Annotated in this window: 14 protein-coding genes and 1 tRNA gene; 5 read left to right on the top strand and 10 right to left on the bottom strand. The window is 52.8% G+C overall.

All coding sequences use genetic code 11. From position 1 onward, the window contains the following. Positions 1-149 precede the first annotated feature (149 nt). Positions 150-1,427, top strand: a complete 1,278-nt coding sequence (gene fadL / locus ACX1CU_RS07420) for a long-chain fatty acid transporter FadL (RefSeq protein ID WP_459401940.1) — start codon at positions 150-152, stop codon at positions 1,425-1,427. A 101-nt stretch (positions 1,428-1,528) separates the two neighbouring features. Here fadL and mlaA read toward each other — a convergent pair whose 3' ends face one another. From mlaA to ccmA, 10 genes are all read right to left on the bottom strand, one after another. Then, positions 1,529-2,290, bottom strand: a complete 762-nt coding sequence (gene mlaA, locus ACX1CU_RS07415) for a phospholipid-binding lipoprotein MlaA (RefSeq protein WP_459401939.1) — start codon at positions 2,288-2,290, stop codon at positions 1,529-1,531. A 31-nt stretch (positions 2,291-2,321) separates the two neighbouring features. Then, positions 2,322-3,533, bottom strand: coding sequence for a c-type cytochrome biogenesis protein CcmI (gene ccmI, locus ACX1CU_RS07410; RefSeq protein ID WP_459401938.1), 1,212 nt, complete (start codon positions 3,531-3,533; stop codon positions 2,322-2,324). Then, positions 3,533-4,000: a cytochrome c-type biogenesis protein gene (locus ACX1CU_RS07405; protein WP_459401937.1), complete on the bottom strand. Its 468-nt coding sequence runs from the start codon at positions 3,998-4,000 to the stop codon at positions 3,533-3,535. Before ACX1CU_RS07405 ends, ccmI begins: the two co-directional genes overlap by 1 nt. After that, complete coding sequence (locus ACX1CU_RS07400) at positions 3,997-4,548, bottom strand: DsbE family thiol:disulfide interchange protein (protein ID WP_459401936.1); 552 nt, start codon at positions 4,546-4,548, stop codon at positions 3,997-3,999. Before ACX1CU_RS07400 ends, ACX1CU_RS07405 begins: the two co-directional genes overlap by 4 nt. After that, positions 4,545-6,515 (bottom strand): heme lyase CcmF/NrfE family subunit, encoded by a 1,971-nt coding sequence (locus ACX1CU_RS07395; RefSeq protein ID WP_459401935.1) that lies wholly within the window; start codon positions 6,513-6,515, stop codon positions 4,545-4,547. The genes ACX1CU_RS07400 and ACX1CU_RS07395 overlap by 4 nt, the downstream gene beginning before the upstream one ends. Next, positions 6,512-7,006, bottom strand: coding sequence for a cytochrome c maturation protein CcmE (gene ccmE, locus ACX1CU_RS07390; protein ID WP_459401934.1), 495 nt, complete (start codon positions 7,004-7,006; stop codon positions 6,512-6,514). Before ccmE ends, ACX1CU_RS07395 begins: the two co-directional genes overlap by 4 nt. After that, a complete protein-coding gene (gene ccmD, locus ACX1CU_RS07385) occupies positions 7,003-7,251 on the bottom strand; it encodes a heme exporter protein CcmD (protein ID WP_459401933.1) in 249 nt (82 codons plus the stop codon). The genes ccmE and ccmD overlap by 4 nt, the downstream gene beginning before the upstream one ends. Continuing rightward, positions 7,248-7,985, bottom strand: a complete 738-nt coding sequence (locus tag ACX1CU_RS07380) for a heme ABC transporter permease (RefSeq protein WP_459401932.1) — start codon at positions 7,983-7,985, stop codon at positions 7,248-7,250. The genes ccmD and ACX1CU_RS07380 overlap by 4 nt, the downstream gene beginning before the upstream one ends. A gap of 81 nt (positions 7,986-8,066) precedes the next feature. After that, positions 8,067-8,726: a heme exporter protein CcmB gene (gene ccmB / locus ACX1CU_RS07375; RefSeq protein ID WP_459401931.1), complete on the bottom strand. Its 660-nt coding sequence runs from the start codon at positions 8,724-8,726 to the stop codon at positions 8,067-8,069. Then, the gene (gene ccmA / locus ACX1CU_RS07370; RefSeq protein ID WP_459401930.1) at positions 8,726-9,358 is read right to left on the bottom strand and encodes a cytochrome c biogenesis heme-transporting ATPase CcmA; all 633 of its coding nucleotides are present in this window, start codon (positions 9,356-9,358) and stop codon (positions 8,726-8,728) included. Before ccmA ends, ccmB begins: the two co-directional genes overlap by 1 nt. 416 nt (positions 9,359-9,774) lie before the next feature. On the opposite strand from ccmA, the gene ACX1CU_RS07365 reads away from it, so the two are divergent. From ACX1CU_RS07365 to ACX1CU_RS07350, 4 genes are all read left to right on the top strand, one after another. Further along, positions 9,775-9,849: transfer RNA gene (locus ACX1CU_RS07365), tRNA-Arg, on the top strand. 98 nt (positions 9,850-9,947) lie between these two features. Further along, positions 9,948-11,438, top strand: a complete 1,491-nt coding sequence (locus ACX1CU_RS07360; RefSeq protein WP_459401929.1) for a helix-turn-helix transcriptional regulator — start codon at positions 9,948-9,950, stop codon at positions 11,436-11,438. 218 nt (positions 11,439-11,656) lie between these two features. Next, positions 11,657-12,982 (top strand): alpha/beta hydrolase-fold protein, encoded by a 1,326-nt coding sequence (locus ACX1CU_RS07355; RefSeq protein ID WP_459401928.1) that lies wholly within the window; start codon positions 11,657-11,659, stop codon positions 12,980-12,982. A gap of 195 nt (positions 12,983-13,177) precedes the next feature. Next, on the top strand, positions 13,178-15,826 hold the full coding sequence (locus ACX1CU_RS07350; protein WP_459401927.1) for an alpha-amylase family glycosyl hydrolase: 2,649 nt from the start codon (positions 13,178-13,180) through the stop codon (positions 15,824-15,826). The last annotated feature ends 27 nt before the right edge of the window (positions 15,827-15,853 follow it).

The raw sequence follows: 15,853 nt of genomic DNA, 5'->3' as shown, positions 1-15,853 counted from the left end.
CCAAACAAACTTGCAACAACACAACAGGTCGGACCTATAATTCAGCCACTGGTCTGATTTGTCTAATTGCGAACAGACCTCTACAATTATTTTTCATTGTTACCCTGTGTAACATAGTTTAAATAAAAATATAAAATGAGGTTTTGGTCATGAGCCAGAAAAACCTGTTCACTAAATCAGCTCTTGCAGTTGCAGTGGCGATTATCTCTTCAAACGTATATGCCGCAGGATTCCAACTGAATGAGTTCTCATCAGTCGGTTTAGGGCGTGCTTATTCTGGCGAAGGCGCAATGGCGGATTCAGCAGCCTCTGCAAGCCGTAACCCAGCTACCATGATGATGTTTGACCGCCCAACGTTATCCGCTGGCGCAGTCTTCATTAATCCAAACGTTGATATCAGCGGCAAATCCCCTACCGGTGCCAGCCTGGATGCGAAAAATATCGCGCCAACTGCCTGGGTGCCGAACCTGCACTATATCCAGCCGCTGAATGAGCAATGGGCCGTAAGTGGTTCCGTGATCAGTAACTACGGTTTGGCCACAGAGTTCAGCGACAGTTACACCGCAGGCCCTTACGGGGGGAAAACCGATCTCACCACCATCAACCTGAACCTCAGTACGGCTTACCGTCTGAATCAGAACTTCAGCTTCGGGTTAGGTTTTAACGCGGTTAACGCCGATGCAAAACTTGAGCGCCGTGCTGGTGAGAGTTTGCTGAGTAAGGGCATTCCTGCGAATACGCAGATTTCCAAGCTAGAAGGCAACCGCTGGGGTTATGGCTGGAATGCCGGTCTGCTGTATGAAATCGATGAGAATAACCGCTATGGCTTCACCTATCGTTCAAAAGTGAAGATTAGCTTCGATGGCGATTACTCGAGTGACCTGCCTTCAGCCTTCAACCCAGCTCAATCGGTCACTGGTTTGCCATGGGGTACCAATGGCAACACCATCCCTGGTTCGCTGGATCTGAATCTGCCAGAAATGTGGGAAGTTTCAGGTTATAACAAAGTGGCACCGCAGTGGGCTATCCATTACAGCATGGCTTACAACACCTGGAGCCAGTTCCAGGAATTGAAAGCTACCGGTAATAATGGGCAGACGCTGTTCCAGAAGCATGAAGGCTTCCGCGATGCCTACCGCATGGCGCTGGGTACCACGTATTTCTATGACGATAACTGGACCTTCCGTACCGGTGTCGCCTTCGACCAAAGCCCGGTTCCTGCTGCCAACCGTTCTATCTCAATCCCGGATCAGAACCGTACCTGGTTCAGCCTGGGTACCACCTACGCCTTCAACAAAGATGCATCTGTTGACGTTGGTCTTGCCTATATGCACGGCCAGAAAGTGACCATTCACGAAGGCCCATATACCTTCGATTCTGAAGGTACTGCCTGGTTGTCTGGCGCCAACTTCAACTACAGTTTCTAATCGATTCAGCCATACTAAAAAGCGCCTGCAACGGCGCTTTTTTTATGTCGTTTTTATAAAAAAACCCGCAATAAAGCGGGTTTAAGTAATAGAAAAGAGGCTTATTTCGATGAGTCGATCTCGTCCAGATCGCCTTCAATCGCCTTGGCATTAGGGTTTTCTTGTGGCTTGAGTGCGCCACCGCTGGCCTTAAAATCATGACGCTGGAAGTAGGCTTCGCGCGTCAGCACGTAAGGATCGGAAGAGTTTCGCAGCAGGCCATCGGAATCCAATAACCGCGCACGGGTTTCCACCCCTTCCACCGCCCACTTACCTGCTGACATCCAGAAGGTCAGGTAACTTAACATCGGATAAACGCTATCTGCCCAGTCACCACCGTCTTCACGAATGGTAAAACTGCCATAAACCGGCAGATGGACATATGGGCCGTAACCCACACCGTAATTACCCAGCGTACCGCCAAAACGACGAGCATCTACACGCGCCAGTTTCGGGTTAGCCATGCCAGCCACATCGATCAAGCCGCCCATCCCCAGCAGGGTGTTCAGGAAGAAGCGGTTGAAGTGGATCATGCCTTGATACGGGTTACCACGCAGGAATTCGTTCACCATACTGGCGGGCTCTTCCAGGTTGGAAGTAAAGTTGCTTAAGCCATTACGTGCAGGCATCGGCACATAATCACGCCATACCACCGCTACTGGGCGAACTACATAAGGATCCATCACGTTGTAGTTAAAGTTAAACATCGCCCGGTTGAACCCTTCAAGGGGATCAGAACGCCCCTGCGGATTGTTGCCAGGTGTACTGGCACAACCCACCAAGAGTACCGTTGCGAAAGCCAGCCCAGTCAGGCGAAAGTTCATATTCTTCTCCATGAAACCCATTCAGTTTTTATCAGGGGACCTGTTTGTCTATCTGGACACTGACCTGCTCTTTGCCGCTAAACTTTTGCAACACACTTTCACCAAACCAATCCCCCGGTTGTGGGGTAACCAGGCCATCTTGTGAAAGACGAACGCGTACCTTCACCTGATGCAGTGCCGAAAGCAGGCGTTCTGGCATCATAGCGTTGCTGTCATCGACAGAAAATGACAGCGGGAAACGGCTCAAAGGCAATTGTTTAACAGCGACCGGCACTGGGCTAGCACCATCAGTAACCGACACGATCAGCGTTCCTTGTTGCGGTAATGCTTTTGTCGCTTCTGGCGACAGTGTGACATTAACAACAAGTTTAACAGTTTCTTCTCCTGCCTGTACTTTTGCTTGTTCAATGCTGCGCTTGATTACTTCGCTACGCGGATCGCCAGCCGGTAATAACTTCAGCATCACCTGCCAGGCACCGATCGCCTGCTGATAATTACCCTGCTCAAACGCATTAAACGCCAGCAGGCTGAACACCCGTAGATTGGTATGATCTTCAGCGGCCATTTTGCGCAGCATATCGGTAGCTTGCTGATTATCTTGCGGATCGTTGGAGCGCGTCAACACTTCGGCATAGCCGAGGCGCACATCCATGTTATTCGGATCCAGGCGATAGGCATGGGCGAAAGCCTGCGTCGCGGTGGTGGCATTGTTGAGCGCCATCCCGACGCGGCCAAGCATCATCCAATCGTTGATATTTCTGTCATCGTCCTGCAACGCGGTGCGTAACCCCAGCCCGAGGCGGGCAATCTCTTCCTGAGTGAGAGGTTGCGCACGCTCATCAGCCACGCGTTTACGCAGTTCAGGCATTTGGGATTCTACTTGATGCCAGACCTGAACCTGAACCAACCCGCCGGTTTTCAGATAAAGCCCAACGGCAACCACCGCCAGCACCAGCACACCGGGCACCAGCGCCCAACGGTTGATGGGCCACACCCGATCTTCCTGCTGCCCAGGGATATCATTCAGCAAATTCTGTTGCAGTTCCCTGATCATTTCAGGGCGTTCTGCCACTACGCCCTGCTGTTCATCCTGCTCCAACTCGCTGAGGCGATCCTGATACAATGCCTTGTTCAACGCGTCACGGCTGGCCGCAGAACTCTCTTTACTCTGGCGCAGCGCGGGAACCACCAGTAAAGCGGCAGCCCCAACCAACAGCACAATAACCATCAGCCAAAAAGCCATCAGGGTTTCTTCCTCTCAGTCTCTTTCAGTAACGCAGCCAAGCGCCGCTGCTCCTGTTCGGAGAAATTTTCATCACCCGTATCCGCCCGGCGATGGCGGGTACGCAATATCACGACCGCCCCACCGATTAGCACAAACAGCAACGGCCCGATCCACAGGATCAACGTCGCGGGGGTTACCGGCGGTTCATAGGTGACGAAGTTGCCGTAGCGCGCCACCATATAATCAACCACCTGCTGCTTGCTTTGCCCTTGCATCATCAACTCGTAAACCTTAGTGCGCATATCCGCCGCGATAATCGCGTTGGAATCGGCAATGCTGTTGTTCTGGCATTTGGGGCAGCGTAGCTGTTCGGTCAGTTCGCGGTATTGCTGTTCCTGCTCTACCGAATTGAACTGATAGGTGTCGATCGCCGCCGCCGCGCTCCAGCTCAGCAATGCGGCCAACATCAGCGTCATCAGCCTCATGCATCACCTCCGTACTTGCGGTACAACGGCAAAACTTCCTGCTGCCAGACACGTTCGTTCATGTCCCCGGCGTGGCGATAGCGGATAATACCGTCACCGTCGATCAGGAAAGTTTCCGGCGCGCCATAAACACCGAGATCCAGCCCCAGCATACCGTCACCATCGAACAGGCTGAGGGCGTAAGGATTACCCAACTGATTAAGCCAGGTGATCGCTTTGGCACGATCGTCTTTGTAGTTCAGCCCAACGACGCGGACGCCTTGAGCAGCCAGGGTGTTGAGGTATTGATGCTCAGCACGGCAGGTGGGGCACCAGGTCGCCCAAACGTTGAGCAGCATTGGTTTACCGTTACGCAGCACCGCCTGATCGAAGGTTTTGCCGGGCTGCTCCAGCGACTCCAGCTTAAAGGTGGGCACCGGTTTGCCAATCAATGCGGATTCCAGCATGGTCGGGTCTTCACCCCCGGCGTTACGCGTCAGTTGCACCAACAATGCCACTACCAGCAGCAGGAACAAGATTAACGGAATAAACAACAGATTACGTCTCATGCCTGTTCCCCCAATTTGGCTTCACGTTTAAGCTTTTTGCTCATGCGGTAACGCGGATCGAGAATACACAGCACGCCACCGAGCGCCATAAACACGCCACCGAACCAGATCCAGCGGACAAAAGGTTTGTAGTACAAACGCACCGCCCACGCACCATCTTCCAACTCTTCGCCCAATGCGGCATACAGATCGCGCGTCAGGCCGCCGTCGATGGCCGCTTCGGTCATCATGCTGCGCGCCACGCTGTAGTAGCGTTTTTCGGCATGCAATGTGGCCTCTGGCTTGCCGTTGCGCGTTACGTCAATAATCCCGACGCCGCCGGTATAGTTCGAACCACGAATGTCGTGAACGTCACGGAAGGTGAAGCGATAATCATGAATTTCTACGCTATCACCCGCCTTCATGCGCACATCGCGCTCCACGCTGTAGTTCTGGCTGAAAGCGATGCCAATCACCGTTACCGCCACGCCCAAATGGCCTAACACCATGCCCCAGTGGCTGCGGGAAAGCCGTGTTAAACCCTGCCAGAAACTATGGCGATGAGTGGCACGTTCGTGCAACTCCATTAACGTCAGCACGATCACCCATACTGCCATCATCAGCCCGACCACCGTCATGCCAGCAATGCTGTCTTGCAGCAGCCAAGGCAGCAAAATCGACAGCAGCAAGGTCACTACCAGCGCGACGCTCAGGCGGCGCCAGAGCTTGCTGGGTTCATCACGGCGCCAGCGCACCAGCGGGCCAATCCCCAGCAGCAGCGCCAGCGGAGCCATCAGCCAGGTGAACATGGTATTGAAGAACGGCTCACCGATGGAAATACTGCCCAAGCCCAGCTGTTTATGCACCAGCGGCAACAGCGTGCCCAGCAACACCACCAGCATGGCGGCGATCAGCAGCAGGTTATTACCCAGCAGGAAAGTTTCCCGCGAGAAGGTTTCGTGTTGCACCCGGCTGCGCACCTGCCCGCCCTTCACCGCATACAGCAGCAGTGAACCCCCGATCACCAGCACCAGATAGGCGAGGATAAACATGCCGCGAGCCGGATCGGAAGCAAACGAGTGAACGGAAACCAGCACGCCGGAGCGCACCAGGAAGGTACCTAGCAGGCACAGCGAGAAGGCGGTAATCGCCAGCAACACCGTCCAGGCTTTGAAAGTGCCGCGTTTCTCAGTCACCGCCAACGAATGGATCAGCGCGGTTCCCGCCAGCCACGGCATAAAGGAAGCGTTTTCCACCGGATCCCAGAACCACCAGCCGCCCCAACCCAGTTCGTAGTAAGCCCAGGCTGAACCCAGCACGATGCCCATGGTGAGGAATACCCAGGCCGCCATAGTCCACGGACGTGACCAGCGCGCCCAGGCGGTATCGAGCCGCCCAGCCATCAGCGAAGCAATGGCAAAGGCAAAAGCCACCGAGAAACCAACGTAGCCCATATACAGCAGCGGCGGGTGGAAGATCAGCCCGATATCCTGCAACAGCGGGTTGAGATCGCTGCCGTCAATCGGGAAGCTCGGTAACGTGCGGGTGAACGGGTTGGAAGTCATGATGATAAACAGCAGGAAACCGGCGGTAATCATCCCCATTACGGACAGCACTCGCGCCACCGCATCTTGCGGCATCGTGCGGCTAAACAGGGCTACCGCCAGCGACCAACAGCTCAGCAACAGTACCCACAGCAGTAACGATCCTTCATGCGCTCCCCAGGTGGCAGCGATGCGGTAATACACTGGCAGTTGCGTATTGGAGTTGGCAGCTACGTAGGCCACGGTAAAATCATTGGTAACAAACGCGTGCACCAGGCAGAAAAACGCCAGCGCAATGGCAGCAAACATGCCATAGCTCAACGGACGGGCCACCGCCATCATGCGTTGATCCAGGCGTGCCGCGCCCCATTGCGGGTAAATGCTCAGCAACAGCGAAATCGCCAGCGCCAGACACAGCAGAAAACTCCCGACTTCAGGCATCATGACTTGCTGCTCCCTGTCTGTGGAGTGACGTAGGCCTCTGCCGGGCGTTGGTGATTGTCTTTCATCGCCTCCGCCACTTCCGGCGGCGTGTATTTCTCATCGTGCTTAGCCAGCACCTCGCGGGCATTAACCACGTTCCCTTCGCCCAGCACACCCTGCGCCACCACGCCCTGCCCTTCGCGGAACAGATCCGGCAGAATGCCGTCATAAGTGACTTCGATCGCCCCACGGGCGTCGTACACTTTAAAACTCACCTGCAAGCTTTGCTGATCGCGCTTCACCGAGCCCGGCATCACCATGCCGCCAATACGCAATCGTTGCCCGATCTCAGGCTTTTCATGCTTCTCACCTTTACCTTGCAGGATTTCGCCTGGGGTATAGAACAGATCGATATTGGAACGCAGCGCATACAGTACCAGCGTGGAAGTCAGCACCACGCCAATCAACACCACAATGGCCAGATAAAGGCGGCTCTTACGACGTGGATTCACAGTGATTTCCCCCGCTGATCCGCAGACTGCAAGGCTGTTGGTTGTTTTGGCTGCTGTGACTGGCGAATGCGCCGTTCGCGCGCCTGCCGGCGGCCAACCTCATTGAGCAGTTGTTTACGCTGCCAGAGGGTATGCACCAGCAGCCCCAGCAGCGAAAACAACGTGGCGGCCACCGCCAGCCAGACGTAAAAAGCGTACCCGCCCATGGCAAAGAATGCCTGCCAGGAATCGAATGCAGCATTCATGATTGGCGCTCCTTATTAACCAGTTCGGCCACCCACGGGCGCTGACTTTCCTGATTCAGGATCAGGTTGCGCAAGCGCATTAACGTCAGCGTGATAAAGAACAGCAGATAACCGAGGATCGCCCAACGCAGCGGCGTGCGCATGCTGGGCGCGATGCTCTGCTGCATATTGGTCGATCCCTGATGCAGGGTGTTCCACCATTCAACAGAGAAATGGATGATCGGAATGTTGACGACGCCCACCAGCACCAGGATCCCGGCCGCTCGCCCGGCCAGGCGGCGATCGTCAAAGGCGTTATACAGCGCAATAATGCCCATATAGAGGAACAGCAGCACCAGCTCTGAGGTTAAGCGCGCATCCCATACCCACCAGGTGCCCCACATGGGTTTACCCCAGGCGGAACCGGTGACCAGCGCAATAAAGGTAAATATCGCCCCAACCGGTGCCATGGCAGCCACCACGGTATCTGACATTTTCATCTGCCAGACCAGGCCGATAAAAGCGGCGATCGCCATCGAAGCGTAGATCCCCATCGACCACATCGCCGCTGGCACATGGATATACATGATGCGGAAGCTATCACCCTGCTGATAATCTTTCGGCGCGAAGCCAAAGCCCCACACCCAGCCGATCAGCAGGCAAGCAGCCCCGGCAATCCCCAGCCAGGGAACCCAGCGGCCACAGACATGGTACAACCGTTCGGGCCGAGCAAATTGATGTAACCATTTCCACATTGTCGTTATCGCTCAAGGTCAAAGGTTCATTCGATGGCCACTCACACTAAAGGAATGACCCAAATTTGTGCGGATAGCGCGCTAATGTACGCTCACCCGCAGCGCCGCCGCAGTGGCGAAAGGTGTCAGCGTCACGCTGCCTGCCAGCATCGCCCCCAGGATCGCCAGATAGCCGTCGATAGGCATCCCCATTGATGCCGCGTCGATGGCTGCCGTGGCGAAGATCAGCACCGGAATATACAGCGGCAGCACCAGCAAGCTCAGCAGTACGCCACCTTTGCGCAACCCGACGGTCAGCGCCACGCCAATAGCGCCGATCAGGCTCAGCGTCGGCGTCCCCAGCAGCAGGGTTAACGCCATCGCGATCCAGGTCGGGACATCCAACGACAGCAGCAATGCCGCCAGCGGCGAGAGGACCAACAGCGGCAACCCGGTGACGATCCAGTGCGCGCAAACTTTGCCTAGCACCGTCATCGGCAGCGGCGTTGGCAACAGCAATAGCTGCTCCAGCGAACCGTCAAGAAAATCGTCACGGAACAGGCGTTCCAGCGCCAGCAACGAGGCCAGCAGCGCTGCAACCCAGATAATCCCCGGCGCAATGCGCGCCAGCAATTGCGGCTCGGGCCCAATGCCCAACGGGAATAGCGTGATGACGATCAGGAAGAACCACAACGGGTTAACAATCTCAGAGCCTTTACGAAAGGCGATCTTCAGTTCCCGGCGCAGTATGGTGAAAAACATCAGGCGACCTCCGCGCTATTAGCTGCCAGGCGAATCTTCCCTACCGCCCGTTTGGTACCCGTTAAATCCTGATGCGTGGTTAACAACACTAAACCACCGCTCTGCGCATGTTGTTCAAACAGCGCCGTCAGCTCAACCACGCCCTGCTTATCTATCGCCGTCAGCGGCTCATCCAGGATCCACAGTGGGCTGTTACTGAGCCATAACCGTGCCAGCGCTACGCGCCGCTGTTGGCCAGCGGAAAGTTGCGCCACCGGCAAATCTTCATAGCCCACCAACCCAACCTGCTCCAGCGCCTGCCAAATCGCCTGGCGATCGGCCGCTTGGCGCACCGCCTGATAAAACTGCAGGTTTTCAAACGGGGTCAGCATCGACTTAATCCCCGGCTGATGGCCGAGAAACAGCAAGTCCTGATGATACTGTTCGCGGTGGCGTAACGTATTTTTGCCGTGCCACAGCACTTCGCCCGACTCCGGCTGCGCCAAACCTGCCAGAATACGCAGCAAGCTGGTTTTACCCGCGCCATTCGCCCCTTCAACCTGAATGATATCGCCCGGATTGACCGAAAAGCTTAACCCGCTAAACAGGGTGCGTTCGTCGCGGACACAACTCAGGTTTTTGGCTTCCAGCATAGGGGACTCGTAATTTTCCTTGTGATACCGAATCATAACATAAGCGACAGAGGGCTCGTAGCCTGCACCTGACCACGAATCTACTCCATTAGGGGTAATATCGCGCACCAGATCAAGATTGCGTAGGAAAAGTTGGCAGCGTGAAGGTTTTGCTATTTTTTGAACAGGGAAAACGGGCGGTGAAGAGGGCTATTGAGCCAAGAAGCTCCGCTCTGATATGGGCAACCGAGACAAAACCGGCCGCTAGATGCACGGAAAAAGGCGGGTAAACGGCAAAAAATGTGATGTAAAACCGCTCATCAGATGAAATTCACCGCATATTGGTGAGGGAATAAGCAAACGCACCGCTAAGCGCTTATTCTGCGGGAAAAAAAAGGTATAATGCCCAGCGTTAAGGCTGAAGCCCTTGCCGCAAGGTCCCCGTAGTTAAACGGATATAACAAGCCCCTCCTAAGGGCTAGTTACTGGTTCGATTCCAGTCGGGGACACCAAACACTTGTTAGTCAACATCTGCTATCACATGCCGATCACCTGAAAAATAATAAGCCTGCACCCGACACGTTTACCCTAAAAATTCAGGCAAAACCTCATGGATGAATTCGAAGTCGCGTGGCACTGGCTTTTACAACAATTGACCAACGCAACCGGGCAGGAAGTACTCAAACTTGGGGATTCGATGTGGCGTTGTGAAGATCTGCTGCGTCTGGTAGAAAGCACGGCCGCCTCATCGAAGAACAACAACATCTCCTTGCAGAAGTGGTGTGAAAGCCTACGCCTTCTCAATCTGGGGTGGTATCCCGTGTGGCAGGAGTCAGGGCTCAGTTTCAGTATCACCTTCAAGGCCCTTAGCCAGTCAGCTAACCTGACACCGCTCTGGTGGCTACTACAAATCTGGTATTTGAGCCTGAGCCGTATCTATCCTTCTCTGGAATGGAGATTGGCCTGGCCTCAGTCCCAAAAAACAACGATACCACTGCACTTCAGGCTGCTTCCTTCTCATTATGCTATCCACCCCACCCTCCATGTGGGCACTAAACAGCAACAAAACCCGCAATCCCACCTTAACGACATACTGAGCAAACTCCTGCATCACCTGTCCCAGCAGGAATCTCAACCGCAAGGGCTGTTGGAGCAAGTCAAGCAACAGCTCACGCAAGCCTTGCCGACTCCCCCTCAATTGAGTGAATTGGCCGCCTTGCACAGTACACCGCCACGCACGCTCCAGCGCAAGTTTCAAACACTGGGGACCAGCTATAACCAACTGTTGGAGGAGGTACGTCGCAATAATGCAATTAGCTTACTTTCTGTTAAACACTTCACCACCCAGCAGGTAGGGCAGCAATTAGGTTACAGAGATACACCGAGCTTTCAACGAGCATTTCGCAAATGGTTTTCCATGTCCCCCGGTCAGTATCGCCAGCAATACTATGAGGCTACATCCCGCCATGATGATGAGTTGCCCGCTGTCAGTCTCTACTACGCGATCCGTCAGGAAGGACATAAGGAACAGTATCACTGTGATGGAGCCAGAATCTGGATTGCCTTGCGCAACCTGTCATTCGTCAAGTCCGTTACCGTCGTGGGTGAAGATAAGGACGGGCTATGGCGACCTTATAGCGCCACCTTTGAGCGTGCATTAAGTAAGGAGCTTGAGTTATGGTCAACCTCAAATCTGCCTGTACATGCGCCATTTCGCTTTCATATTAAATATCAAGTCGGCGGAAAGACCCATATTGATAACGACCGGGGCCATGATTACTGTCTCAATGGTCCTGTGCTGTTAGGCCCGCAACCCGCAGTTTGCCATCAGTTAATCACCGTCATAGGCGCTAAAGGGAAAAATGCCGTACTGGTTCGTCTCTTCAGCCGCGATGAGTGGTCCCACGTCAATGTGGTTTGCCACGACAATACCCCTCCTCAGCCACTGCATGGCCGTCAACACTCTGGGGCTTGGGAATGGCAAGGGATAATAGATTATCCAGACACCAACTTGCCTCTGATATTCCATTTCCACCAGGTTGGCGGGGCTCAACTGATACTCGATAATAATGGCGTTGGATATTCCCCACAGTGTTTATAAGTTGAGGGAGATCACACTCCAGCAAACTGGCATGAAATGCTATTTTTTTGGCGTTGCATGCTAGTCACATTCTTTTTTACTGCTATTAATATATTGTGCTGAGCTAAGCCAATAACACATAAGTGCACTATTATATTCGAGCTACCTATACTCTGGCTGCAACTCGCGATATTAGGGCCTATGAATATTACTGTAAGAAGAAAGCAAAGAGAGTTCGGATGAATACAAACACTTCAAAGTACGTTTCTGTCTTATTTTTAGCACCTTTTATAATAACCGCCTGTGATAATAAAAGTGAGCATTCACCAGCATCTGTCACCTCCCCTAATACAGTGACGTTTTGCGTGGATAATATACCTGCCGGAGCTACAGAAGGAGAAAATATCTATCTGGCAGGAACCATGAATGGCTGGAACGGGGGCAATGACCTCAGCGATCTCGAAAAAAAACCGCCACTCCCTTTACAACCAGGCGGCGATCAGTGCCAATATAAAATTGACGTGCCATTTAACAAAATTGGCGACGTACATCAATTCAAGTTTACGCGCGGCAGTTGGGGCTCAGAAGAGCTGGATGAAAATGGATATGCTATTCATAATCACCGTGTCACTTATGATGGTAAAAATAATATTCTGCATTTCTCGATAAAAAAATGGAAGGACCAAGAGGGTGGAGTAAAGGAAAAACCCTCAACATTAGTGGGTAAAGTTGAAACGCAGGTATTTAGCACCCCACAGCTCACTACAGCGCAACGTACCGTCAGAATCTATCTTCCAGCAGGCTATGATCAGAATAATGAATCTTACCCCGTACTCTATATGTTTGATGGGCAGAATATTTTTGATGAAGTTACAGCAGGATATGGCATGGAATGGCAGATTGATGAAACGCTTGAAAGACTCGTCAGTGAAGGAAAAACTAAAGGAGCTATTGTGGTCGGCATCGACTCACCGAATAAAAATGATGATACCGAGCTGAACTCTGAAGTTAATGGTGAATATAAAAAGGCACGCTATCGTGAATATACGGCCTGGGAATGGGATCTTCCTGGTACGGGGCATATTGATCCTCTTGGCGAAGAGACCAGTGATTTTATTGCTGAGGTCATCATGCCCTACATAGAGAATAATTATCGGGTTAATATCAGCCGGGAAACTACCGCTTTGGCAGGTAGTTCTATGGGAGGATATATGACCCTGTACGTAGGCACTCGCCTGAAAGAGCGCTTTTCTAAACTCATGGCATTTTCGGTTGTAGCACAAGACGATCCTATGCACGGCTATGAATTACGCAATTATATAGAGCAGAATTCAGATTCCATTAACTATCCGACCCGGATTTATATGGATATGGGAACTCAAGAGCGTTTAGCTTATGCACCAGAACCAGAAATGCTGATCGAAGGCATGCAAGCCATGTGCAGCAGCGTGAAAAAGGCAGGGCATTCTGATGTTTCCTGCCCGTTAATCAGCGGGGGGTTGCATGATGAAATATCGTGGTCAGAGCGTTTTGCCGATGTTTATATGGCGACAATGGAGAGATAACCCTCGGGGAAAAGCTTTTTAATGCGCGTTATTGTTTGATGTGTTTTATACATTGATAACGAGCGTAATGTGAAGATTATCACAGAGTCGCAGACTGGCATTATAAGTCACTATTATGGCGTAAAATGCTAATTTAATTTCGCTGTTCTCTCGCAAGAATGCTTGATAGTTATTCATAGAGAACTGGGAAAAACCATGAGCATAATAAGAAAGGCGCGTTTGGGCTTACTGGCTACGGCGGTGTCATTCGTCTTAGCCGGTTGCTTCGATAGTAATGACAACGGTGAGCAATCTTCTTCCTACCGCCATGTCGCCTCACCTGATTGGCGCGATCAGATCATCTACTTCCTGATGATTGATCGCTTCAACGATGGGGATAACTCCAATAACGATCAGGGGGCAGGAGAATACGACCCCACCAGTGACAAGAAGTTTAGCGGTGGTGATATCGCTGGCGTACAGCAGAAACTGGATTACATAGCCGGGCTTGGTGCGACCACCGTCTGGATGACACCGCCCGTAGCCAACCAATGGTGGGATCCAGCCCAAAATTATGGCGGCTACCACGGTTATTGGGCGCGTGATATGCAAAAGATCGACGAACATTTTGGCGATCTTGGTCACTATCAAGCGCTGGCTACTGAGCTACACCAACGGGGTATGTATCTGATCCAGGATATCGTCGTGAACCATGTGGGTAACTACTTTACCTACTCGGGTACCTATGACCCGGCCCAACCTTGCCATGGCTTTGAACCGATCCCAAATTCCTTGGCGGCAGGTCAGAGCCTGCCCTCCCCTCTGAACCTCAACCAGTGCAACAGCCCTGAAGCTCAGCAGGCTGCCATTTACCACTGGACGCCCCAAATAGCCGACCACAACGATCTGAACCAGCAGCTAACCTATCAGTTGTCCGATCTTGACGATCTCAATACCGCCACCCCGGCAGTACGCGATTACCTTAAACAAAGCTACCGTTACTGGATTGAGCAGGTCGGTGTGGATGCGTTCCGGGTTGATACCGTCAAATTTGTCGAGCATGATTTTTACCACGACTTCTTCCATGGCCAGAATGGCATCCTGGATAAAGCCAAGGAGACAGGACGCAACGACTTTTTGAGCCTTGGCGAAATCTTTGAAGCTTCCACCCCCTACAACACTGAAGGTGAGGAGAAACTCATCGCTTATCTGGGTACCAAGGAAAAGCCCGAACTCGAGTCCATGCTTAATTTCCCTCTTCAAGCGACCATGTCGCAGGTGTTCGGTGGCGGGCGTCCAACCGCAGAGTTGGGCTTTAGACTACGCAAGATGATGGAAATGTATCCCGATCCCTATCGGCTGGGTAACTTCATCGAAAACCATGACATGGCACGTTTCCTCGCTCAGGCGAATCTGAACGATCTCAAACAGGCCCTGTTCACCATGCTGACGCTGCCGGGAATACCTGTTCTCTACCAAGGCACGGAGCAGGCTTTTACCGGCCATCGTGATGCCATGTTCGGGAATGGCTACCGGGAAGATGGCCAACAGATTGATTCTTTTGATAGCGACTCAGAGATGTATCACTTTATTCAAAAGTTGACCACTCTGCGTCATCAGCACAAGGTGTTGTCACGGGGCAATTTAACCATTCTGGCTGAAGAAAAAAACGGGGCCGGTGTTTTTGCCTATCGCCGTCACATTGATGGTAATGACCTTTTAGTGATCCTCAACACCGCACAGGAGACAATACTGCTAAACCGCATGGAAACAGGGTTAGGTGGGAATACTCGCCTGCGCATCCTAAATACTCTCAACATGGACGAGAGTCAGGAGATAGTGATCACAGAGGACGGAACCTTGACGCTTCCCCTGCAACCCAAGTCGGCGCTGATGGTGATTGCAGACGGTAGTGGGCAACTTCCCCAACAGGATCACACAATGACCCTGTTGACAGACCTGCAAGGCAAGATCCTAGATACGGATTTCACTCTCACCGGTACGGGCACGCCGGGCAGCCAGATAAGATTGGTCATTGATGGCCGCCTGGGAACGGCTGACAGGATTACCGTGGACGAAAACGGCAACTGGCAGGGGCTGCTCAACTTGCGTCATTTCCAGGTAGGTTTACAATCCCACCGCCTGGCGCTCTACGAGGAGGCCAGCGGCAGTTCAACTGCGGATGTGCACTTCCAGAGCCGTGTTATTTTCCCTGATTTACCAAGCATCACACTCGATGACAGCGGCGATGCTGGAAATGGCACGGGTGGCCCAATGGGCAACTACAACCTGCCTGAGGATACCAGCTACGATAAAGCAAACCCGCAATTGGCAATAGAGCAGGCCCAGGTATTCCAGATTGGCAGTAACGTGCGCCTGAGCTTACAAATGGCCAGCGTCTCGGACACCTGGTTACCCACCTTGGGGTTCGATCATGTGGGCTTCAGCATCTTTATCCATTTGCCCGGCCAAGAGGGGGGGCTAAGTATGCTGCCTAAGCTTAACGCGACTATGCCAGGTGGCCAGACATGGCATCGGCAGGTGCTGGCGTTTGGATGGCAAAACAGTCTTTACAGCAGCCAAGGTGCCACTTCAGATCAACTTGGAGAGTCTATCACTCCGGCCCCAACAATCACGGTGGACAAAGCCAGTCGGACAATTAACTTCGATTTTGCAAGCGCAGCCCTTGGGGAGCCAATGAGCCTAAACGGCATCCAATTCTATGTCACAACCTGGGATCTTGATGGCCTTTCAAGTACCTATCGCCCACTGCAGAGAGAACCCGCTCTCTGGAGTTTTTCAGGGGGCACAGAGCAGGATCCATTGATTTGGGACGATCTCCCTCTGATTAAGATCAACGATTAAACAACAGCCACGTGATTTGGTCGCCTG

The organism is Serratia sp. D1N4 (genome assembly GCF_054552755.1).
Note: the sequence above shows the minus strand (reverse complement) of the source record. Positions and strands in the feature narration are given on the sequence as shown.